The following is a 21,404-nucleotide window of genomic DNA, read 5'->3' as shown; positions in this document are numbered from 1 at the left end:
ATGACCTACGGAATTCGCCTGAAAGTCTGGGGTGATTACGCGTGTTTCACACGCCCGGAGATGAAGGTCGAGCGTGTCTCCTACGATGTCATGACGCCTTCCGCGGCGCGCGGCCTGCTGGAGGCGATCCATTGGAAGCCGGCGATCCGCTGGGTGATCGACGCAATCCATGTGCTGGAGCCCATCCGCTTCCAATCGATCCGGCGCAACGAGGTCGGCCACAAGGCGCCGGCGGGCAAGATCAGGTCGGCGATGAAACGCGGCGATCTGGAGGGGTTGAACCTGCTGGTGGACGAGGATCGCCAGCAGCGTGCCGCCACCGTGCTGGTGAAGCCGGCCTATGTGATCGAGGCGCATTTCGAGCTGACGAAGAAGGCCGGTCCCGATGACAACGAGGGCAAGCATCTCGATATTTTCAACCGTCGTGCGGCGCGGGGTCAGTGTTTCCATCAGCCTTGCCTCGGCACGCGGGAATTCGCGGCGCATTTCGAGTTGCTCCCGCCCGATGCGCCGCTGCCGCAGGCCATCGGCGAGAGCCGCGATCTCGGCTTCATGCTGTTCGACATCGATCACGCGACGGACGGGCGGCCGTCGCTGTTCTTTCGCGCCGCGCTGGAGAATGGCGTGGTGAGAGTTCCGTCGCCGAGGTCCCCGGAGGTTCGGCGATGACGATCCTTTCCTCGCTTGCACGGGCCTATGATCGCCTGCCGAATGCGCCGCCGTTCGGGTATTCTTCGGAAAAGATCGGCGTCGTCGTCGGCTTGAACGATGACGGGTCGGTCGCCAGCGTCACCGACTGGCGCGAGGGCGAGGGCAGGAAGGCGCGGCCTCGGCCGATGCTGGTGCCACAGCCCGTGAAGCGCACGGCAGGCATCGCGCCGAACTTTCTCTGGGACAAGACCTCTTATGTCCTGGGGGTGACTGCTGGCGAGGGGCGACGCACCGCAGACGAGCACCGGGCTTTCGTGGAACGACATCTGGGGGACTTGGGGGAAAGTGACGATCCCGGTCTGCGCGCTTTCCTGTCGTTCTTGACGGCGTGGTCGCCGGAACAGTTCACGGCTTCGCCCTGGCAGGACGACATAAAGGACCAGAACGTGGTTTTTGCGCTGGAAAGCGACCGGCGCGCGAACATCTTCCTGCATGATCGTCCCGCGGCCAGGACCCTATGGGAGCGCCTGCCGAGCCGGGGAAGCGGCAGGGAGCAAATCTGCCTCGTTCGCGGGGAGCCCGGAGCGGTCGCGCGCCTTCATCCATCGATCAAGGGCGTCTGGGGCGCGCAATCTTCCGGCGCGGCGCTTGTCTCCTTCAATCTCGACGCCTTCACCTCCTACGGCCACGAACAAGGTGACAATGCTCCCGTCTCCGAGGCAGCGGCCTTCGCCTATACGACGGCGCTTAACCGGTTTCTGGAAAGGGACAGCGGACACCGCATCCAGATCGGTGATGCCTCCACGGTATTCTGGGCGGATGCGTCCGAGGCGGGTGCGGCGGAGGAGGCGGAGATGCTGTTTCCCGTCTTCTTCGATACCGTCGATCAAGAGCAGGAAGCAGAAGAGAAGATCGGGGCGAAACGTATCCGCGAGCGGCTGGAGCAGATCCGCAAGGGGGTGCCGCTGGAGGAAGTGGAGCCGAACCTCGGCAAGGTGCAGTTCTACGTGCTCGGACTTGCGCCCAATGCCGCCCGGCTCTCCATCCGTTTCTTCCATTCCGGCAATTTCGGCGAGCTGACCCGGCATTACCAGCAGTTCGTCTCCGACATGCGGATCGAGCCACCGCCGCGCGAGCCTTTCCCGCCGCTCTGGCGCTATCTTCGCGAAACCGCCGTCCTCGGCAAGAGTGAGAATGTCACGCCAAATCTGGCCGGGGAGTGGATGCGTTCGATTCTCTCCGGCACGCATTATCCGCAGACGCTCCTGTCGTCGGTCCTGACCCGCATCCGCGCCGATGGCGAGATCAATGCCCTGCGCGCCGGCATTCTCAAGGCTTTGCTCATCCGTAATTTCAAAAGCAAGGAGGCATCCGTGGTGCTCGATCCGACAAACACGAACAAGGGCTATCTGCTGGGGCGGCTGTTTGCCGTTTATGAGCACATCCAGGCTGCGGCGCTCGGTCCGAAGGTCAACGCCACGATCAAGGACAAGTTCTATGGTTCGGCGTCCGCGCAGCCGCGCAAGGTGTTTCACCTGCTCGAAAGCGGCTCGGCCAATCATCTGTCCAAGGTCGGCAAGCAGAAGCCCGGCTACAAGGTCGTTCTGGAAAAGCAGGTCAGCGCCATCATGGAACTGATGAGTCCCGGCGCGGACCCTTTCCCGGCTTCGCTTTCTGCCGAGGACCAGGCGCTTTTCGGCCTCGGCTACTATCATCAACGCAACGAGTTTTTCAAAAAGCCGGCTGAAGCCGCTGTTTCGAGAGAGACTGACGCATGACCGCGATTGCCAACCGCTATGATTTCGCGCTGATCTTCGAGGTCGTCAACGGCAATCCCAACGGCGATCCGGATGCCGGCAACCTGCCGCGGCTCGATCCGGAGACGAACAGGGGGCTGGTGACGGATGTCAGCCTCAAGCGCAAGATCCGCAACTACGTCGATCTCGCCCGCCACGGTGAGGACGGTTTCCACATCTATGTCGAGGAAGGCGCAATCCTCAACCACAAGCACCGGCAGGCCTATCGGGCAATCCGCGAGGATGACCCGAAGGTCGAGAAGGACGCCAAGCTGAATCCGAGGGACGATGCGGAGGCGAAGGCCATTACCGCCTTCATGTGCCGCAACTTCTTCGATGTGCGCACCTTCGGCGCCGTCATGTCCACCGGCGTCAATGCCGGCCAGGTGAAGGGGCCGGTGCAGATGACCTTTGCGCGCTCCGTCGAGCCGATCCTGCCGCTCGAAATCTCGATCACCCGCATGGCAGCCACCAACGAGGCTGAAAAGAAGCAGAAGGCCGAGGGCGACGATTCCAGCGAGCGCACCGACAATCGCACCATGGGACGCAAGCATATCGTCCCCTACGGTCTTTATATCGCGCACGGCTTCATTTCCGCCAAGTTCGCGGAGCGCACGGGCTTTTCGGAAAGCGACCTTTCCCTGCTGTTCGAGGCGCTCGCGGCCATGTTCGAGCACGACCGTTCCGCCGCGCGTGGCGAAATGGCGACGCGCAGGCTGGTGGCGTTCAAGCATGACAACGCGCTCGGCAATGCGCCGGCGCATGCCCTGTTCGAGCGCATCCGTATCGGCCGCAATGTGGAGGGCGAATTTCGTGTCATCGACCAGCGGCTGGACAATCTGCCGCCGGCGAGAGCCTTTTCGGATTATATCGTGACGATCGATCGTGACGGCCTGCCCGAAGGTGTCGAGGTTCTGGAATTGCTTTGAACCATGGCCATCGATGACGGTGACGAGGGGCAGGATGCAGGAGAGCCCATTCCGCTCTCTGCCCTTCAACATGCCGTCTGTTGTCTGCGCCAGGCGGCCGTTGATCCATGTCGAGAGGTTTTAGGCCCGACAATCGCTTCACGGCGGGAGGCAACGCGCTGCATGCCGTGGCCGAGAGGGGCGGATCGCGACGGGTGGGAGGGCTTCGGTGCGTCATGTCGTTACCCGTCGCATCGCGTCGCCTCATCAGGCGCAAGCCGAACTGCATGAGATCATCGTGGGGATAGTCGCCAGGAGCCACCGTTAGCCGGCTATCGGCGGGCTCAGCCGCGCAAAGCCCTCTTGCCGGCGATAGGGGAAATGGGGATAGGGCGCAGTGACGGCGCTGGCTTCATCCAGCTTTGCCACCTGTTCGGGTGTCAGGCTCCAGCCGACCGCGCCGAGGTTCTGGCGAAGCTGTTCCTCGTTGCGCGCGCCGACGATGACGGAGGAAACGGTCGGGCGTCGCAGCAGCCAGTTCAGCGCGATCTGCGGGACCGTCTTGCCCGTTTCCTCGGCAATAGCATCGAGCGCATCGACGACGCGATAGAGGTGTTCGTCGTCCACCGGCGGGCCGAAACTTGCGGTCTCATGCAGGCGGCTGCCTTCGGGCAGCGGCGTGCCGCGCCGGATTTTTCCCGTGAGCCGACCCCAGCCGAGCGGACTCCAGACCATCGCGCCGAGGCCCTGATCCGCACCCAGCGGCATCAGATCCCATTCGTAGTCGCGCCCGACCAGCGAATAATAGACCTGATTGGCGACATAGCGCGGCCAGCCATAACGATCGGCAACAGCCAGCGATTTCATGATCTGCCAACCGGAGAAGTTGGAGACGCCGACATAGCGGACCTTGCCGGCGCGCACGAGCGTATCGAGCGTCGAAAGCACTTCCTCGACCGGCGTGCCGGCGTCGAAGGCGTGCAGTTGCAAGAGGTCGATATAGTCGGTCTGGAGGCGGCGCAGCGCGTCCTCGACAGCCCGGATCAGCCGGAAGCGGGAGGAGCCTGCGTCGTTCGGCCCGTCGCCCATCGGCAGGCCGGTCTTGGTCGAGATCAGCACCGCATCGCGCCGGCCCTTGATGGCCTCGCCAAGCACCTCCTCGGAAGCGCCGTTGGAATAGACATCGGCCGTGTCGAACAGGTTGACGCCGACTTCCAGGCAGATGTCGACGAGGCGGCGGGCTTCCGCAGCGTCCGAATTGCCCCAATTGCCGAAGAGCGGGCCGGAGCCGCCGAAGGTTCCGGCGCCGAAGCTGAGGACCGGCACCTTGAGGCCGGATTTTCCGAGAGGTCGATAGTCCATGGGAATGCTCCTTAGTGAACGGGATTGCAGGAAGGTGAGAGGACCACGCCCTTGCTCACCCAGACGGCGATCAACGCAATGGCAATGGCGAATAGCGGAAACAGCGCAGCCGTGATCGGCACCACGGCGAGGTCCGGCCCTTTGTCGATGACCACGCCGCCGGCCATGCGCTGGTGGCGTTGCCGAGATTGAAGGCTTCGATGTTGAAGTTGGATGCAAGGCTCCGGCCCGCGCCTTCGGCCTTGGACAGCACCCACATCTGCAAGGGCGCGACGGGCATGAATGGTATCCGATGATGTTTCCTTTGCCCGGAAGATAGACGCTGTCTGTTGGATGAAGTAGCCTGCGTTTAGGAACATCATTCATGAATTGAATTCAAAGGATGCCATGGAACTCACGCTCGAAAAATTCGGTCCGCGAGACTTCGCCGACTATTTCCGGCTGGCGAGCAATCCCAAGGTCATGGCCATGATCACGGAGCGGGCCATTCCCGCCGAAGAGGCGCGGCGCGACTACGAAGAGCTTCTGGCCGACAATGCCCTCCATCCGGAGCTCGGCCACTTCCGCGTCCTCGATGAGCGAGGAACGTTCATCGGTCTGGGCAAGCTGGCGGTGAAAGCAGCGGCGGCGGATCAGGCCGAGCTGGGCTACATGCTCGCCCCGGAATATTGGGGCAAGGGAATAGCCAGCCGGATCGCCGGCCTCCTGGTGGCGCGGGCCGAACGGCTACCCGCGCTGCGAAGCCTCTTCGCCATCATTGATCCGGCTAACATTCCATCGAGAAAGATCCTGATCAACAATGGTTTCGTCTCAAAGGAATTCAAGGATTTCGACGGCCTGCCGGGCGAAGTGCTGGAAAGGACCTGGTAGGACATGGGAAGCCCGCATAACAACCGGTCCGGCGAGATGGAAGTGTTCGTGCGCGTGGTCGAGCTCGGCGGGTTCTCGCCTGCCGCGCGCGCCGAGCGCATGACGCCTTCGGCGGTCAGCAAGCTGATCGCGCGGCTGGAATCCCGGCTCGGCGCGCGGCTGCTCAACCGTTCGACACGCCAGCTCCAGCTCACGCCGGAAGGCTGTGCCTTCTATGAGCGGGCGACGCGCATTCTTGCCGATCTTGAGGATGCGGAACGGGTGGCCGGCGCCGGCGAACAGGCGGTGGGGCGCGTCCGCATCAATACCAGCGCCTCCTATTTCAACCATGTCCTCACGCCCGCGCTGCCGGCGTTTCTGGCGCGTCATCCGGGCGTCACGCTCGATATCGTTCAAACCAATGCGGTGGTCGATCTGCTGGCGGAGCGCACCGATGTCGCGATCCGCGCCGGGCCGCTGAAAAGCTCCAGCCTGATCGCGCGCAAGCTCGGCGAGACGGCGCTGACCATCGTTGCCGCGCCGTCCTATCTGGAACGCTGCGGCGAACCGCGCTCCATTGCCGATCTCGAACGGCACAATCGCCTCGGCTTCGGTTATGCCCGCGCGGTCGATGGCTGGCCGCTTCGGGAAGACGGCGAAACCATCGTCGTGCCGGCGACGGGCCGCGTGCAGGCGAGCGACGGCGAGGGCCTGCGCCATCTGGCGCTGGCCGGCGTCGGCCTCGCCCGCCTTGCCGCCTTCACCGTGCGGGAAGACATCGCCGCCGGACGGCTGGTGCCGATACTCCGCCACCTCTATACCGGCGAGAAGGAGGCTTTCCATGCCGTCCATGTCGGCCAGGGCGGACCGCTGCCCTCACGCGTGCGGGCGCTGCTCGACTTTCTCACGGAGCACGGCAAGGTGTCCTGATCCGGTATGGACGAGAAAGCCAATTCGATGAAAGCACTTAACATTCTGCTTTCATCGAGCTGGGCACGTATGAACGCCACTTCCATAGTGTCATATCGGGCCGCTCTATCTGCAGAAACGGGCCAGAGCAGCCAGGGCATTTCATTTCGAAACGCCGCAATTGTCCGAGGCGTGTTTCAGGCCTCAAAGTTTCCAGGTCTATGGGGCTGTGGATGCCGCAGCCTTTGCATTGCAGGAAAAGAGAGACCTCGTCCTCGATTGCGTCCGCCACGGTGAGATTCCACAGGCGCTTGGTCGGCACGCTATCGAGACCTCTCGGCGCCTCCTTGCTTCGATGCTCGCCCCATTGATTGGCAAGCTCATAGCCGTACCAGCAATACCGTCTCGCCCATACCGTCTCTGCAATCAGGGAGGTCAAGTGCGTGGGCGCCTCATCGAGTATCTGGAATTTCGGGACGACGAGCCGTTTCATGATCCGATAAAGACGACCAGCCTTCAGGCGGCCGCCATGCGTCCCCCTGCCGCCGTCTTTCATGTGGGCATCGGCGCGAGTATGAAGCTGCTTGCTCTGACCGACATATATCGGCGGGCCGTCGGGATGGTGGCGATGGCGATCGGGGAGAGTAGGGTCGCGAATCGCATAAATTACATAGCCCCGGCCTTGAGCAAGCTTTCCGATCCTCTCGACTTCCGCTTTCAACCGGAGCCGGAATTCCCGAAGCTGTGGATTTGGGATGTAACGGGCGCCTTTACCCATCGATTTGCATGTCCGGATAGCGTGTGCGCGTGAGCATACGCTATTTTTGTGGCGGACGAAGGCGACATCGGGCCGTCGCCGAGGCTGACGGCCCGGATCGACATGAACCACTAACCGCGCCGGGCCGCCTCGATCGCGGCGACGTCGATCTTCTTCATCTCCATCATCGCCTCGAAGGCGCGTTTTGCCTCGGCGCCGCCGGCGGCCATTGCCTCGGTCAGCGTGCGCGGGGTGATCTGCCAGGAGATGCCCCATTTGTCCTTGCACCAGCCGCACACGCTCTCCTGGCCGCCATTGCCGACGATGGCGTTCCAGTAACGGTCCGTCTCCTCCTGATCGTCCGTGGCGATCTGGAACGAGAAGGCTTCGCTGTGCTTGAACGTCGTGCCGCCGTTGAGACCGATGCAGGGAATGCCGGCGACGGTGAAGTCGACCGTCAGCACGTCGCCGGCCTTGCCGGACGGGAAGTCGCTGGGCGCGCGGTGGACCGCGCTCACGAAGCTGTCGGGAAACGTCTCAGCGTAGAAGTTGGCCGCAGCCTCGGCATCTCCGTTGTACCAGAGGCATATGGTGTTCTTGGCGATCGTCATTTGCTTTTCCTTTCGTTTTCCGGTCGTAAGCGCCGAGCCTACTGGTTGATCTCAGGCACGACGAGCTTCGCGAGCTTGTCCAGCGAGTCCTGCCAGCCGAGATAGCAGGCCTCGGCGGGGATGATATCCGGCACGCCCTGCTGCTCGATGTTCATTTCCGTGCCGACCGACACGGCCTTGAGAGTCACCGTGACCGTCATCTCGCCCGGCAGGTTGGGGTCGTCGAAACTGTCGGTGTAGACGAGGCGCTCGCCCGGAACGAGCTCCAGATAGGTGCCGCCGAAAGAGTGGCTCTCGCCCGTCGTGAAGTTGCGGAACGACATCCTGTGGTGGCCGCCGGCCTTCGCGTCGAGTTCATGGACGGTGCAGAGGAACCCATAGGGCGGAAGCCAGCTTGCGACGGCGTCCGGTTCGAGGAACGCGCGATAGAGTTTTTCCGGTTTGACGGCGATGACGCGGTGCAGACGGATCGTGCTGGGCATGATGCTCTCCTGTGGTTCGGTTTCATCGTGTGTTCGGTCGGGTGCCGCCTCCTCTGTCGGGCACCTTGCGGGCAGCCAATCGTTGCCCGATGCAGTTAAGACGAACGAAGCAAAGAGAGTCCGACATGACATCGGAATAAGTTTGGCGTCGGCCGATTCCTTCACCGGCTCGCGATATGACGCGGATATTCGAGCTGCATGGCGACCACGTCGGCGGTGCCGGCGCCATAGCGCGAGGTGATCGTGTCAAGCGTGAGGTCGAGCGCATCGGCCGGCTTGCGGTCGGGAAAGGTCGATACGCGCTGCTCCTCCGGCCGGTCCGCACCCGCCCGGTCGGGCACGATGCGAATGCCGTTCATGGTCACTACCGTGTCCGGAGAGCCGGCATAGCTCGTCGCATTTGACCGGTAGGTTCGCGACCATGCGTCGGCAACCAGCGCCAGCGACACCTCGTCCATGCCCGGCTCCAGCCGGATGCCGAGCTCGTCCCGGTTCCATACGACCATTCTGTTGGCAAGCACCGTCGTCGCGAACGGGCGGGTGAGCCGGAACACACCGCTCGCATGCCGCGCGTCCCATTGTTCCAAGCCGAGATCGTGGGCGACCGCTTCCGCCTTCACCCGTCCGGCGATCGCCTCGACCAGCGTCAGCATCATCGGCAGGGAGGCGGAGATGCCGGTGGTCGTCGCCACGCCCGCGTCCGCGACCATCCGCCTGTCCGCGACATATCGGATCGTCGGGCTGCGCTTCAGCATCTCGGCCAGATAATACCAGTGTGTCGTCGCACGCTTGCCGTCGAGCAGGCCCGCCGCTCCCACGACCTTCGCACCGGCGCAGATGCCGATGACCGTCGCGCCTTTCTCCGCCTGGTCCCGGAGCCAGGCGATTACCGCGGGATCGTCGTCGCGGCTCATGGCGGGCACGATGACGAAGTCGGCGCCTTCGGGATGCGCGGCATCGAACTCAGCGATCGTCGCATCCGGTTCGACCGCGAGCGCCGGATAGAGCTGCACCGGGCCGGCATCGGTCGCCAGCATCGCCACGTCGGCCACATCGGCGCGTCGCAGGATGCCGGTGGGCACGAGATAGTCGGTCGTCTCGGTGGCGTCGTTGATGCCGATCACCGCGACCAGCGGACGTTCACGCTTCGACGGCCGGAGCGAAGCGAGCATGGCGTCCGCCTCTTCCTGCGGGACCAGCGGCGCGACCGCCGCCGTCGTCGCTGCCGGCAGGCTGAGCAGCCAGCCCCCGAAACCTGCCATCGACAGGATGATCAAGCCGATGCCGCACCAGATCAGACAGGCTTTCGACATGGGTACACCTCCCGAACAGGAGCGGAAACGCCTCCGAGCGATGGCCCGGCTTTCCCGCCGCTTGTCGGTTAGCCGGAATCTACCACCGGGATTGCTTGGCAGAAATGACAAAGATATGGTAATTTCCGCCAATGCACCATGTTGTTTTCATCGTCTATCCGGGTTTCGAGCTGCTCGACGTCTCGGGGCCGGCATCGGTCTTCAACGGCGCCAATCGCGCCCTGGGCCAGCGGGAAAAGCCGGCCTTCTACAAGGTCGTGCTCGCATCCGCTCACGGCGGCGCCATCGAAAGCAGCAGCGGCCTTGCGATGGAGACATGGCCGGTTGCCGAGCTTCGACCGGCGGAGATCCAGACCGTGCTGGTCGCCGGGGCAGAGCGTGAACCCCTCCTCAAGGCCATGGTGGACCCGGCCATCGGCAAGGCCCTGCCGCAACTGGCCGCGACGGCGGATCGGTTCGGCGCGGTCTGTACCGGCGGCTTCGTGCTGGCCGCGCTCGGATTGCTCGACGGGCATCGCATCGCGACGCACTGGGATTCCTGCGAGCCCTTCACGAAAGCCTTTCCCAAGGTCACGGTCGATCCCGACTCGCTCTATGTCATCGATGGCAGGCTCTGGACATCGGCGGGCGTGACCACCGGCATCGACATGGCATTGGCGATGGTCGCGCAGGATCTCGACGCGGCGATTGCCGGCGAGGTCGCCAAGCGGCTGGTGCTCTATGCGCGGCGGCCCGGCTACCAGTCGCAGTTCAGCCCGGTTCTCAAGGCGCAGGTGAAGGGCGACAGCCCGTTTGCCGACCTGATCGGCTGGATTCAGTCGAACCTCGGCGCATCGCTGGACGTACCCTCGCTCGCCGCGCGCGCGGGCCTCAGCGAACGCACCTTCCATCGCAGGTTCGCGGCGGCGACCGGCGAGACGCCGGCCCGCTTCGTCGAGACCGCCCGGCTCGACACCGCGCGCATGCTTCTTTCACGCGGGCTGTCGCTGAAATCGGTCGCGGCTGAGGTCGGCCTCTTCCCGCCCGCGCGCCTCGCCGAAGCCTTCGAGCGCCGCTTCGGCGTCACCCCGCGCCTCTTCCGCGACATGCACGCCGCGTTGTGAATGCTGAAAGGTGGCTTCGGAGATGCGCTGACCGGTAGTTCAGGGACCGGAAGGAAACCGGCCACTTCGGGAAGGCCAGGCAAGGACAGCAGGCTTACGCTTGTGTTCGATCATGCAGTTGCAGTTCGAATCCCGTTCGACATGCCATGCGGGATCCCGCACCTGCCCCTGCCGGCACGCGTCCTTCGAGGCGATTTTCGATAGGCGGCAGCCCCCGCGCCAATTCCCGCTCCGGTTTTCCGAAACGTCAAGAAAGCCCGGGCCTGCCGAGTTTTGTCGTCCGCGCGCAAAGCCCTCCCCTTCCTTTCTGGCAAAACAGAATCTTCCCCTTGCGCCCTTGCGTGATGGGCGCGATAGGCACATAAGCCTGCAAAATAATCATTTGCCTTTTTACGGTCAGGATCATCGTGGCTCCGCCTCAACACGATGCCCATAAAACGGGCACTGCGTCCAAATTTCAGCTGTTCGCGCCCATTCTTGCCGGCGCCACGTTCAAGGAGCGGCTGATCGGCTGCCTCGGGGCCCTGATCGGCATCTGCCTCACCGGGCTCGTCTGCGGCTTCGTCATGGGGCAGGATCCGCATCTGCCGCTGATCGTCGCGCCCATAGGCGCCTCCGCGGTTCTGCTCTTCGCCGTGCCCGCCAGCCCCCTCGCCCAGCCCTGGTCGATCGTCGGCGGCAACACGATCTCCGCCTTTGTCGGCGTCACCGTCACCACGCTGGTGAAGGATCCGGCCATCGCCATCGGCCTTGCGGTGGCGCTGGCGATCCTCGTCATGTCGCTGACCCGCTCGCTGCATCCCCCCGGCGGGGCGGCCGCGCTCACCGCCGTCATCGGCGGGGCGGCGGTCAGCCGGGCGGGCTTCTGGTTTCCGCTCGTGCCGATCGCGATCAACTCGCTGATCCTCGTGGCGCTCGGCATGATCTTCCACCGGCTGGCCGGGCGGCAATATCCGCACCGCCAGACGATCACGCCCGTCAACACGCACAAGACCGCCGATCCGCCGGCCGCCTTCCGCGTCGGCTTCAACACCAAGGACATCGACGCCGCCATCGCCAGCCTCAACGAGACGCTGGACATCAGCCGCGCCGACCTCGACGCGCTGCTGCGCCAGGTCGAACTGCAGGCCCTGCTGCGCCAGCGCGGCGACCTGAGCGCGGCCGACATCATGTCGCGCGACGTGGTGACGGTGACGCGCGATGCGACGGCCGACGAGGCCCGCGCCCTCCTGCTCGACCACGACATCCGCACGCTGCCCGTGCTCGACGGCGAGAGGCGACTGCTCGGCACCGTGGGGCTGCGGGAACTGGCCGCCATGGCGCCGGACGCCCATCTGCCCATCTCCGAGGCGGCGACCGCCCGCCCGTCGGACCCCGCCATCGGCCTCCTGCCGCGGCTGACGGACGGCTCCATCCATGCCGTCGTCGTCGTGGACGATGAGCGCCATGTGGTGGGCATCATTTCCCAGACCGATCTTCTGGCCACGCTCGCGAAAAGCCTCTCCCAGACCGGCCCGACGGGCCTGATGGGCGGCCACGGGCAGGGCATCTGACCATGCCCGGACGATGTCACCCGGGCCTGCCGGCGCCAGACCGGCGGCCTTCCCAAGAGATGTGAGACCGAGACGAAAGGAGTGTCGCCATGGCGACCGTCGACGAGAAGCTTGAACCGATCCTTGCCCAGGTGCTGCAGCGCAATCCTGCCGAGCCGGAATTCCACCAAGCCGTGCGCGAGGTCCTGGAAAGCCTCGGGCTCGTCGTCTCCAAACATCCCGACTACCTGACGGACGCGCTGATCGAGCGCATCTGCGAGCCGGAGCGCCAGATCATCTTCCGCGTGCCGTGGATCGACGACAGGGGCCAGGTGCAGATCAACCGCGGCTTCCGCGTGCAGTTCAACTCGGCGCTGGGGCCGTACAAGGGGGGCCTGCGCTTCCACCCCTCCGTCAATCTCGGCATCATCAAGTTCCTCGGCTTCGAGCAGATCTTCAAGAACGCGCTGACGGGCCTGCCGATCGGCGGCGGCAAGGGCGGCTCGGATTTCGACCCGAAAGGCCGCTCGGACGGCGAGATCATGCGCTTCTGCCAGTCCTTCATGACGGAGCTCCACCGCCATCTCGGCGAGCACACCGACGTGCCGGCCGGCGACATCGGCGTCAGCGGCCGCGAGATCGGCTGGATGTTCGGCCAGTACAAGCGCCTGACCAACCGCTTCGAGGCCGGCGTCTTCACCGGCAAGGGCCTGAGCTATGGCGGCTCGCTGGTGCGCAAGGAAGCGACCGGCTACGGCGCGGTCTATTTCACCCGGGCCATGCTCTCCACCAGGGGCACCGATTTCGAGGGCAAGCGGGTCACCGTCTCGGGCTCGGGCAATGTGGCGATCTACGCCATGGAGCAGGCCATCAAGTACGGCGCCAGGGTCGTCGCCTGCTCGGACAGCAGCGGCTACATCCATGATGAAGAGGGCATCGACCTTTCGCTCGTCAAGGAAATCAAGGAAGTGCGCCGCGAGCGCATGTCGGAATATGCCCGCGCCAAGACGGCTGGCGTGCATTTCATCCCGGCCGGCAAGGGTTCGATCTGGGACGTGCCCTGCGACGTGGCGCTGCCCTGCGCCACGCAGAACGAGCTGTCCGGCAAGGATGCCAAGACGCTGGTCAAGAACGGCGTCATCGCCGTCGCCGAAGGCGCCAACATGCCCTCGACGCCGGAAGCCGTGCGGACCTTCCAGGAATCGGGCGTGCTCTTCGGCCCCGGCAAGGCGGCGAATGCCGGGGGCGTCGCCACCTCGGCGCTGGAAATGCAGCAGAATGCCAGCCGCGACAGCTGGAGCTTCGAGACGGCCCGCGAACGGCTCGGCCAGATCATGCAGGGCATCCACGACCGCTGCGCCGAGACGGCGGAGGAATATGGCGCCAAGGGCAACTACGTGCTCGGCGCCAACATTGCCGGCTTCACGCGCGTCGCCGAAGCCATGCGCGCGCAGGGCGTGATCTGATCGCCCTACGCCGAGCCTCAGGCAGCCGACGGCCCCGGACCCTGTCCGGGGCCGTTTTCATTGGCCGCCGTGAAGGCGCGCTCAGTGAGGCCGCCGGCGATGACCCGGAAGGGCGCGCGGGCCGCTTCTGCCGGCGCTTCCGGCACGGGGCCGCCGGCTGCCGGCTGGAACAGCACCTTTTCCAGGACGATCCAGTCGCGCCGGCCCTCCGGCCGGTCGAAGGTCATCGCCTGGCCTTCGCGCAGGCCGAGCAGGGCAAGGCCGTAGAAGGTCGTGACCGGCAGGAAGGCGCTGCCCGGCGCATAGGTGCCCGGCAGGCAGAGCGTACGGGTATCGCTGAGCCCGCTTTCGCAGCGGAACGTCACGCGCGCATCGATCATCGCGAGGTCGGCGGGGACGCGCGCCCCGGCCGGCAGGCGGCCGCCCGACAGCTTGCGCTTCAGCAGCGCCAGCCATTCGTCCGTCAGCGGCGGCCAGTCGCGCAGCATCTTTTCCAGCACATATCCATCTCTTGCCGTGAGCATAGCGGGATCCCGTCCCATAGCCATTCTCCATCCTGCCCGCGCGCAAGCGCGGCCTGAAAACCCATGGTGGAGAAGCCCCCTGGCCGCACCTGCGGCACAGGGGGTCACGATCCTGCGACGAGGCAGCCTCCGATGCGCCCGGACTGGAAGAAGGACAGGAATTTCACGGCAGACGACCCTCAGGAGGCCTCGGCCGCATCCGGCACCGCCGCATGCACGGCAATGACGCTGAGGCGCCGCACCTTGCCGTCGCGCGCGGCCCATTCGATCGACTGGCCGGCCGAAAGGCCGAGCAGGGCGGCGCCGACCGGCGTCAGCACGGAGATGCGCTGACGGGAAATGTCGGCATCCTTCGGGAAGACGAGCTCGGCGGTCTGCGGCGGCTCGTCGTCGATGCGGAACTCGGCGACCGAGCCCATGCGCATGATGCCCGGCGCCATGCGGGCGTCGTCGACGACCTTGGCGCGGTCGAGCTCGACGGCGAGCTGCTCGGCGGCGTGCGGGTCGCGCTCGGCCAGCATGTCGGCAAGGTTCGACAGGCGCGCGTGTTCGGAGCGGGCGATGGTGATGGCGGGCGGCCGGATGGCCTTGGTCTTCGCGGTCATGGGAACCTCACGGCGCGGGGTCTTCGCGGCCCGGCGGGCACGCGGAAAATCAAAGATTGGGGGGGAATGTCGCGCTTTTCCGGAGCGGCTTTCGTGCTGAAACGAAACCGCCATTGCCCCACGGCCGGGGCGCGACGCGACCAAGCCGAGGGGCTAGTGTCCTGCGAGAGGAAACAACCGTTTCAAGAACCGGGCGATGGATTGCGTCGTGGTCATATTGCCATGATGGCTTGAGGGCACGGGCAAAGTCAAGCCGAGACGCCGCGGCGCGGCCGAACGCCGCCCCTGCGACGGTCTGGCGATTTGACAGAAGCCAGGTTGGCGCGGAGAACGCCTCATCCCCCAAGCGCCGGAGTCACGCCATGATCGAAGACCTTTTCGCCCGGAACAAAACCTGGGCCGCCGAGCGCAAGGCCGAGAAGGCCGACTATTTCGACCGCCTCGCCAACCTGCAGCAGCCGGACTATCTGTGGATCGGCTGTTCCGACAGCCGCGTGCCGGCCAATGTGATCGCCGGGCTGGAGCCGGGCGAGGTCTTCGTGCACCGCAACGTCGCCAACCTCATCCATCCGGCGGACCTCAACATGCTGTCCGTGGCCGAATATGCCGTGCACCAGCTCGGGGTGACGCACATCATCATCTGCGGGCACTATGGCTGCGGCGGCATCCGCGCCGCCGTCAGCGGCGAGCGCCTCGGCCTCATCGACCATTGGCTTCAGCCGGTCCGCGACGTGGCGGACCGGCGCTTCGCATGCCGGGAATGCACGCCCTGGAGCGATGCCGACCTCGACCGGCTCTGCGAGGCCTCGATCACCGCGCAGGTGGAGCGGCTCGCCCGCACGCCGACCCTCCAGGCGGCCTGGCAGGCCGGCCGCGACGTTTCCATCCACGGCTGGGTCTACGGCTTGAAGGACGGGCTGCTTTCTGATCTCAAATGCACGGTGAGCGGCAGAAAGGGAGGGCAAGCCCATGCCGGTGGCGATCAAGCGCATCTATGACGAAGCCGATCCGGCGGACGGGACACGCATCCTCGTCGACCGGCTCTGGCCGCGCGGCCTCTCGAAGCAAAAGGCCGGCTTCGACCTCTGGATGAAGGATGTGGCGCCCTCTTCCGCGCTGCGCAAATGGTTCGACCACAAGCCGGAGCGCTGGCCGGAATTCCAGGCGCGCTACCGGGAGGAGCTGCAGGGCAATCCGGCACTGGAGGACCTGCGCGAGCGCGCCGAGGCCGGCACGGTCACGCTGCTCTACGGCGCGCGCAACCGGGAATTCAACCACGCGGCCGTACTGGCCGACGTCCTCAAGGACGGAACCTGAAGCCCCCGCGCGGTCCGGCAATGACTGCAAAATTCTTGCTGGCTGGCTGCAAGAGAATTCATTTGTCACGGACCGGCAAGCCGGCCATTTTCTCCTCGTAACATGAGGAGCAGGCATCGATGTCCGAGCGAACGGCGATCGAAGTTCAACCGGAAACCGTTGCCGCGGCGCATGGCGTGGCGAGCGACACCGCCTTCGGCGCGGTGGCCCCGCCCCTCTACCTCTCCACCACCTACGAGTTCGCGGATTTCGACACGCCGCGCGCCTATGACTATGGCCGCGTCGGCAATCCGACGCGCGATCTCCTGGCGGATGCCATCAGCACGCTGGAAGGCGGGGCCGGCGCGGTGATGACGCCGAGCGGCATGGCGGCCGTTGATCTCTTGGTCGGGCGGCTTGCGACCGGCAGCCTGGTCCTGGCGCCGCACGACTGTTACGGCGGCACGATGCGCCTGCTGAAAGCGCGCGCCGCGCTCGGCCAGCTCTCGCTCCGGCTGGTGGACCAGTCGGATATCGGGGCCGTCAAGGCATCGCTCCTCGACCGTCCGGCGCTCATGCTGGTCGAGACCCCGAGCAACCCGCTGATGCGCGTGGTGGACATTGCCGCCCTCGCTGGCCTTGCCAGGGCGGCAGGCGCGCGCGTCGCCGTCGACAACACCTTCCTCTCGCCCGCCTTGCAGAAACCGCTGTCGCTCGGCGCCGACTATGTGCTGCATTCGACGACGAAATTCCTCAACGGCCATTCGGACGTCATCGCCGGCGCGGTGATCGCGGCCGATGCGGAGGAGGCGCGCGGCCTGAAGCACTGGGCCAACGTCACCGGCGCGACGGCCGCGCCCTTCGATTCCTGGCTGACGCTGCGCGGGCTCAGGACCCTGTTTGCCCGCATGGCCGCGCAGGAGCGCAATGCCATGGCGATCGCCGAGCGGCTTTGCGCGCATCCCGCCGTTTCCCGCGTGCACTATCCAGGCCTTGCCGACCATCCGGACCACGCGCTCGCCGCGCGCCAGCAACGAGGCTTCGGCGCGATGATGAGCTTCGAGCTTGCCGGCGGCGTTCCGGCGGTGCGGCGTTTCGTGAAGGGGGTGCGTTGCTTCACCTTCGCCGAATCGCTCGGCGGCGTCGAGAGCCTTGTCGCGCATCCCGCCACCATGACCCATGTCGACATGGGGGCGGAAGCGCGCGGCAGGGCCGGTATCGGCGACGGACTGCTCAGGCTTTCCGTCGGGCTCGAGCATGCCGACGACCTGCTCGCCGGGCTCGAAGCCGGTCTTTCAGGCTGTTGACGTGTTTTCATTCGCACTTGCCCGCAGACGCCCTGCACTGTCGAAAGGGAGGACATGATGGAGGCCGATGACGACATTCCCGCCACCTTCGCCTCGCCGGCCTGCTTCATGCACGAGGTCGACCCCCGCTACACGGGCCTGCCTGGCCCGCTCGACCGGCAGGCCTGGACGGATGTCGACCGCTGGCGCAGAAACGAACGCGAACGCCTGATCGCCGCGCGCCTCGCCGTGCCGGCCGAGATGCGGGCGCGCCAAGGCGAGGCGATCGCCGCCGGCATCCTGGCCGAGATCGGCGATGTCGAGGGACGCGTCGTCAGCGCCTACTGGCCCTTCCGCGGCGAGCCGGACCTGCGACCGCTGCTTGCCGAGGTCGCGAGGCGAGGCGGGCGCACGGCGCTGCCGGTCGTCGTCGAGAAGGGACGGCCGCTGGAGTTCCATCTCTGGCAGGCGGGCGATCCGCTTTCCCGCGGTGTCTGGAACATCCCGATACCGGCTGAGCGCAACCGTGTCCTGCCCGATATCGTGCTTTCGCCGGTCGTCGGCTACGATCCCGCCTGCTACCGGCTCGGCTATGGCGGCGGTTTCTTCGACCGGACGCTGGCGGCCATGCCGGCCCGGCCGCGCGTCATCGGCCTCGGCTACAGCGCGGCGCGTCTTCAGACGATCTATCCGCAGCTGCACGACATTCCGATGGACCTGATCGTGACGGAAACCGGCACCGTGCGCCCCGCGCCTCAGGCGGACGTTTCCACCGTGCGCGCCTTGACGTAGAGCGCCCGGCCGGCGAACCAGCCGTTGACCGCCGCGCCGAGGCCGAGCAGCACGAAGAGCACGGCGCTCCAGGCGAAACTGCCGGTCCAGCCGCGGATGAGCCCGACGATCAGCGGGCCGATGGCGGCGAGCAGGTAGCCGACGCATTGCGCCATGCCGGACAGATGCGCCGCCACATGCGGATCGCGCGTGCGCAGCACGATGACGGTGAGCGCCACCGCGATCAGCCCGCCCTGCCCGATGCCCTGCAGCACCGCCCAGATCCAGACCGTGGAGAGCGGCGCGAAGAGCAGGCCGAGAAGGGCGACGACGGCCAGGCCGCAGAGCACGACGTTGATCAGCCGCTGGTCCTTGCCGCGCACGGCGATATGCGGCGCGACGAGGCAGGACGCGGCCTGCACCATGACGGAGACGGACACGATGGCCCCGGCGGTGACGCCGTCGAGACCGCGCTCGCGCAGGATCGGCACCAGCCAGCCGAAGACGCAATAGGCGAGTGCCGATTGCAGGCCCATGAAGAGCGTGACCTGCCAGGCCAGCCTGTCGCGCCACAGCCCCTCGACCCAGAAGCCGGTGCGCGCGGCCTGCCTGCGCGTCGCCAGCACCTGCGGCAGCCACAGGAAGCCGACGACGAGCGCCGGCAGCGCCCAGATGGCGAGCGCGCCATCGAGCGAACCGCCCAGCGCATGCTCGATCGGCAGCGTCAGGCCGGCCGCGCTCGCCGCGCCCGCGCAGAGCGCCATCGTGTACCAGCCGGTCATCAGCGCTGCCTTGTCGGGGAAATCACGCTTGACGAGGCCGGGCAGCAGCACGTTGCCGACCGCGATGCAGGCGCCGGCGAGCGCCGTGCCGAGGAAAAGCAGCGGAACGGAGGAAAGGCCGCGCAGCGCCGTGCCGAGCGCCAGGAGGAAGACGACGAGGAGCAGCGTGCGCTCCGTGCCGATGCGCTGGGCAAGGCGCGGCGCCAGCGGCGAGAACAAGCCGAGGCAGACGACGGGCAATGTCGTCAGGAGGCTGGCGCCGGTGGCCGAAAGGCCGAGCGTGTCGCGGATCTCCGGCAGCAGCGCCGAGGCGCTGGAAAAGACCGGCCGCAGGTTGAAGGCGATGAGCACGAGGCTGGCGCCGAGCAGGAAACGCGCGGCGGCGGCCTTCGGCCGGTGCGGCGCGGGCGCCGGCACGCTGTCGGCCTCGGCATCGATCAGGTCGATCGCGCCGGAATCGTTTTCGGCGAGACGGGTCATGACATCAGCAACCGGTCGAGGGCGGACAGGACCGGCGCCATGAAGCGGCGGACGGCGGCATCGGCGGCATCCGGATCGCCGCTCTCGATGGCATCGACGATGGCGACATGGGCGGCCATGTCGGGTTCCGGCAGGTCCTGGCCGAGGGTCGCCTCGATGGTTTCGGCAATGAGCGTGGAGAAGAAATCGTACATGCCGATCAGCACCGCATTCCGCGAGGCGGCGATGACGGCCTGGTGGAAGGCGAAATCGCGGGCGATGAAATCCGTCTTGTCGTTTTCCGCGTATGGGCCGCGTGCGGCAAGCAGGGCCCGAAGGCCGGCGATGACGGCCGGCGTCTGGCGCAGCGCCGCAAGCCGCGCGGCCTCTACATCGAGCGCCAGGCGCGCCTCGAACTGGTCGCGCAGGCCCGCGCGCCGGGCCATGCCGAGCGGACGCACGGTATCCGCCGTCGAGACCACATAGGTGCCGGAGCCCTGCCGCGTCTCGAGATAGCCCTGCGAGACAAGGACGCGCACGGCTTCGCGCACCGTGCCGCGGCTGACGGAAAGCATGGCCGAGAGCGCCGCCTCGTTCGGCAGCTTCGCGCCCACCGCCCAGCGGCGCCCGAGGATTTCGGTGCGGATCGCCTCCACGGCCGTGTCGGCGAGATTGATCTTGCTCAGAGAGTGCATGGCGTCAGTCATAAAGTCATCAGATGACTTTATGACTAGCCCGCTTCCGGACGACGGTCAAATGAATTCGGACACCTTTTTATCAGGCCCGATCGCATTCGGCTGGCCCCCTCCCACGAGGCGGAAGGGTTTTAACGCCCGCCCCGCCCCAAACGCAAAGAGTGAAAAAACTCCTGCTCCGTGGGAGAGATGCCGACAGGCAGAGGGGATTACTGCTTGCGCGGCCAGGTATCGGCCAGGCGATAGCCCGCCGGCCACGGATCGTCCGGGTCGAGCATGACCTGGCTGGTGCCGGTGATCCAGGCGCGGCCGGAGATTTCCGGCACGATGGCCGGACGACCGCCGACCGTGGTCTCGCCGACGATGCGGCAGTCGAAACGCGAATCGATGATCGAATAGCCGGAGAAGCTCTGGCCGAGCCTGATCTGGCCGCGCGCATGCAGCACGGCCATGCGGGCCGAGCAACCGGTGCCGGTCGGCGAGCGGTCGAGCTTGGCCGGCTGGATGACGACGGTGTTGCGGCCGTGCAGCGCGCCGTCGCGCTCCTCCACCGGCAGCGTCAGCTGGCAGAAGGAGATGTGGTTCCATTCCGGGTTTTCCGGATGGGTGAAGCCGAGCTGCTCGTTGGCCGCCCTGGTGATGCGGATGCCGGTCTCGGCAAGCTCCCGCGCCTCGTCCGGCGTCACGGCGAAGCCGAGCGCGCGGGCATCGGCAAAGACGAAGCTGTCGCCGCCATAGGCGGTATCGACGGTGAGCGTGCCGAGGCCCTCCACCTCCAGCTTCGCATCCAGCTTGTCGGCAAAGGAGGGCACGTTGGTGACGGTGATGCGCTCGGCCTTGCCGTTGCGGCAGGCGGCCACGACATTCACCAGCCCGCCCGGCGCCTCCAGCACCATGCGGGTCTCCGGCTCGACCATGGGCACGATGCCGCTGTCGAGCAGCACGGTGGAGACGCAGATCGAGTTGGAGCCGGACATCGGCGGCGTGTCCTCCGGCTCCATGATGATGAAGCCCATGGTGGCGCGCGGATCCTTCGGCGGCACGAGCAGGTTGATGTGGCGGAACACGCCGCCGCGCGGCTCGTTCAGCACGAAATTGCGCAGGGTCTTGTCCTCGGCGATGAAATTGCGCTGCTCCCACAGCGTCTTGCCGGGCGGCGGGGCGACGCCGCCGACGATGACGTCGCCCACCTCGCCTTCGGCGTGGCAGGAGACGATGTGGATGACCTTGCTGCTGCGCATGGTTCT

Annotated in this window: 24 protein-coding genes; 12 read left to right on the top strand and 12 right to left on the bottom strand. The window is 66.0% G+C overall.

Annotation, left to right across the window (positions count from 1 at the left end; all coding sequences use genetic code 11):
* From cas5c to cas7c, 3 genes are read left to right on the top strand one after another with little or no spacing between them, the layout of a single operon-like run.
* Positions 1–669, top strand: coding sequence for a type I-C CRISPR-associated protein Cas5c (gene cas5c / locus WMC41_RS21640; RefSeq protein WP_432346322.1), 669 nt, complete (start codon positions 1–3; stop codon positions 667–669).
* Entirely contained in the window at positions 666–2,429 is a 1,764-nt protein-coding gene (cas8c, locus tag WMC41_RS21635) for a type I-C CRISPR-associated protein Cas8c/Csd1 (protein WP_432346320.1), read from the top strand. The genes cas5c and cas8c overlap by 4 nt, the downstream gene beginning before the upstream one ends.
* Positions 2,426–3,376: a type I-C CRISPR-associated protein Cas7/Csd2 gene (gene cas7c, locus WMC41_RS21630; RefSeq protein ID WP_432346318.1), complete on the top strand. Its 951-nt coding sequence runs from the start codon at positions 2,426–2,428 to the stop codon at positions 3,374–3,376. Before cas8c ends, cas7c begins: the two co-directional genes overlap by 4 nt.
* Before the next feature lie 303 nt (positions 3,377–3,679).
* Here the strand turns inward: cas7c and WMC41_RS21625 are convergent, their stop codons facing one another.
* Positions 3,680–4,717 (bottom strand): aldo/keto reductase, encoded by a 1,038-nt coding sequence (locus WMC41_RS21625; RefSeq protein ID WP_432346316.1) that lies wholly within the window; start codon positions 4,715–4,717, stop codon positions 3,680–3,682.
* Between the two features lie 70 nt (positions 4,718–4,787).
* Positions 4,788–4,997 carry a hypothetical protein gene (locus WMC41_RS21620; RefSeq protein ID WP_432346314.1) on the bottom strand — a complete coding sequence of 70 codons (210 nt, stop codon included), beginning with the start codon at positions 4,995–4,997 and terminating at the stop codon, positions 4,788–4,790.
* 107 nt (positions 4,998–5,104) lie between these two features.
* Here WMC41_RS21620 and WMC41_RS21615 point away from each other — a divergent pair, with 107 nt between their 5' ends.
* Together WMC41_RS21615 and WMC41_RS21610 are read left to right on the top strand one after the other, a co-directional pair.
* Positions 5,105–5,587 carry a GNAT family N-acetyltransferase gene (locus WMC41_RS21615; protein WP_432346312.1) on the top strand — a complete coding sequence of 161 codons (483 nt, stop codon included), beginning with the start codon at positions 5,105–5,107 and terminating at the stop codon, positions 5,585–5,587.
* Between the two features lie 3 nt (positions 5,588–5,590).
* Positions 5,591–6,496 (top strand): LysR family transcriptional regulator, encoded by a 906-nt coding sequence (locus WMC41_RS21610; RefSeq protein WP_432346310.1) that lies wholly within the window; start codon positions 5,591–5,593, stop codon positions 6,494–6,496.
* A gap of 37 nt (positions 6,497–6,533) precedes the next feature.
* Here the strand turns inward: WMC41_RS21610 and WMC41_RS21605 are convergent, their stop codons facing one another.
* The 4 genes from WMC41_RS21605 to WMC41_RS21590 form a co-directional block, all read right to left on the bottom strand.
* Positions 6,534–7,253 (bottom strand): GIY-YIG nuclease family protein, encoded by a 720-nt coding sequence (locus WMC41_RS21605; RefSeq protein WP_432346308.1) that lies wholly within the window; start codon positions 7,251–7,253, stop codon positions 6,534–6,536.
* Positions 7,254–7,363: 110 nt separating this feature from the next.
* Positions 7,364–7,837 carry a VOC family protein gene (locus WMC41_RS21600; protein WP_272807541.1) on the bottom strand — a complete coding sequence of 158 codons (474 nt, stop codon included), beginning with the start codon at positions 7,835–7,837 and terminating at the stop codon, positions 7,364–7,366.
* Positions 7,838–7,881: 44 nt separating this feature from the next.
* A complete protein-coding gene (locus WMC41_RS21595; protein ID WP_432346306.1) occupies positions 7,882–8,325 on the bottom strand; it encodes an SRPBCC family protein in 444 nt (147 codons plus the stop codon).
* Between the two features lie 161 nt (positions 8,326–8,486).
* Positions 8,487–9,638, bottom strand: coding sequence for a DJ-1/PfpI family protein (locus tag WMC41_RS21590; RefSeq protein WP_432346304.1), 1,152 nt, complete (start codon positions 9,636–9,638; stop codon positions 8,487–8,489).
* Between the two features lie 131 nt (positions 9,639–9,769).
* On the opposite strand from WMC41_RS21590, the gene WMC41_RS21585 reads away from it, so the two are divergent.
* Positions 9,770–10,741 carry a GlxA family transcriptional regulator gene (locus WMC41_RS21585; RefSeq protein WP_432346302.1) on the top strand — a complete coding sequence of 324 codons (972 nt, stop codon included), beginning with the start codon at positions 9,770–9,772 and terminating at the stop codon, positions 10,739–10,741.
* Between the two features lie 247 nt (positions 10,742–10,988).
* Here WMC41_RS21585 and WMC41_RS21580 read toward each other — a convergent pair whose 3' ends face one another.
* Positions 10,989–11,147: a hypothetical protein gene (locus WMC41_RS21580; RefSeq protein ID WP_432346300.1), complete on the bottom strand. Its 159-nt coding sequence runs from the start codon at positions 11,145–11,147 to the stop codon at positions 10,989–10,991.
* Here WMC41_RS21580 and WMC41_RS21575 point away from each other — a divergent pair.
* Complete coding sequence (locus WMC41_RS21575; protein ID WP_432348396.1) at positions 11,143–12,294, top strand: HPP family protein; 1,152 nt, start codon at positions 11,143–11,145, stop codon at positions 12,292–12,294. The two genes, WMC41_RS21580 and WMC41_RS21575, sit on opposite strands and share 5 nt — an antisense overlap.
* Positions 12,295–12,383: 89 nt before the next feature.
* Positions 12,384–13,739, top strand: coding sequence for an NADP-specific glutamate dehydrogenase (gene gdhA, locus WMC41_RS21570; RefSeq protein ID WP_432346298.1), 1,356 nt, complete (start codon positions 12,384–12,386; stop codon positions 13,737–13,739).
* A 17-nt stretch (positions 13,740–13,756) separates the two neighbouring features.
* Here gdhA and WMC41_RS21565 read toward each other — a convergent pair whose 3' ends face one another.
* The gene (locus WMC41_RS21565; protein ID WP_432346296.1) at positions 13,757–14,263 is read right to left on the bottom strand and encodes a hypothetical protein; all 507 of its coding nucleotides are present in this window, start codon (positions 14,261–14,263) and stop codon (positions 13,757–13,759) included.
* 179 nt (positions 14,264–14,442) lie between these two features.
* On the bottom strand, positions 14,443–14,868 hold the full coding sequence (gene rnk / locus WMC41_RS21560; RefSeq protein ID WP_244770344.1) for a nucleoside diphosphate kinase regulator: 426 nt from the start codon (positions 14,866–14,868) through the stop codon (positions 14,443–14,445).
* Between the two features lie 362 nt (positions 14,869–15,230).
* Here rnk and WMC41_RS21555 point away from each other — a divergent pair, with 362 nt between their 5' ends.
* The 4 genes from WMC41_RS21555 to WMC41_RS21540 all read left to right on the top strand — a co-directional run bounded on the left by WMC41_RS21555 (position 15,231) and on the right by WMC41_RS21540 (position 18,242).
* Positions 15,231–15,866 carry a carbonic anhydrase gene (locus WMC41_RS21555; protein ID WP_432346295.1) on the top strand — a complete coding sequence of 212 codons (636 nt, stop codon included), beginning with the start codon at positions 15,231–15,233 and terminating at the stop codon, positions 15,864–15,866.
* On the top strand, positions 15,838–16,185 hold the full coding sequence (locus WMC41_RS21550) for a DUF488 domain-containing protein (protein ID WP_432346293.1): 348 nt from the start codon (positions 15,838–15,840) through the stop codon (positions 16,183–16,185). Before WMC41_RS21555 ends, WMC41_RS21550 begins: the two co-directional genes overlap by 29 nt.
* A gap of 119 nt (positions 16,186–16,304) precedes the next feature.
* Positions 16,305–17,471: a cystathionine gamma-synthase gene (gene metB, locus WMC41_RS21545; protein ID WP_432346291.1), complete on the top strand. Its 1,167-nt coding sequence runs from the start codon at positions 16,305–16,307 to the stop codon at positions 17,469–17,471.
* Between the two features lie 57 nt (positions 17,472–17,528).
* Entirely contained in the window at positions 17,529–18,242 is a 714-nt protein-coding gene (locus WMC41_RS21540) for a 5-formyltetrahydrofolate cyclo-ligase (RefSeq protein WP_244770456.1), read from the top strand.
* Here WMC41_RS21540 and WMC41_RS21535 read toward each other — a convergent pair.
* The 3 genes from WMC41_RS21535 to WMC41_RS21525 form a co-directional block, all read right to left on the bottom strand.
* Positions 18,206–19,483 carry a CynX/NimT family MFS transporter gene (locus tag WMC41_RS21535; RefSeq protein WP_432346289.1) on the bottom strand — a complete coding sequence of 426 codons (1,278 nt, stop codon included), beginning with the start codon at positions 19,481–19,483 and terminating at the stop codon, positions 18,206–18,208. The two genes, WMC41_RS21540 and WMC41_RS21535, sit on opposite strands and share 37 nt — an antisense overlap.
* Positions 19,480–20,157, bottom strand: a complete 678-nt coding sequence (locus WMC41_RS21530; RefSeq protein WP_244770349.1) for a FadR/GntR family transcriptional regulator — start codon at positions 20,155–20,157, stop codon at positions 19,480–19,482. Before WMC41_RS21530 ends, WMC41_RS21535 begins: the two co-directional genes overlap by 4 nt.
* Positions 20,158–20,366: 209 nt before the next feature.
* Positions 20,367–21,398 carry a trans-3-hydroxy-L-proline dehydratase gene (locus WMC41_RS21525; protein WP_244770350.1) on the bottom strand — a complete coding sequence of 344 codons (1,032 nt, stop codon included), beginning with the start codon at positions 21,396–21,398 and terminating at the stop codon, positions 20,367–20,369.
* Positions 21,399–21,404: the final 6 nt, after the last annotated feature.

Origin of the sequence: Shinella yambaruensis (assembly GCF_050859155.1) — a bacterium.
Taxonomy (GTDB): Bacteria; Pseudomonadota; Alphaproteobacteria; order Rhizobiales; family Rhizobiaceae; genus Shinella; species Shinella yambaruensis.
This window is presented reverse-complemented; position numbering and strand designations above follow the sequence as displayed.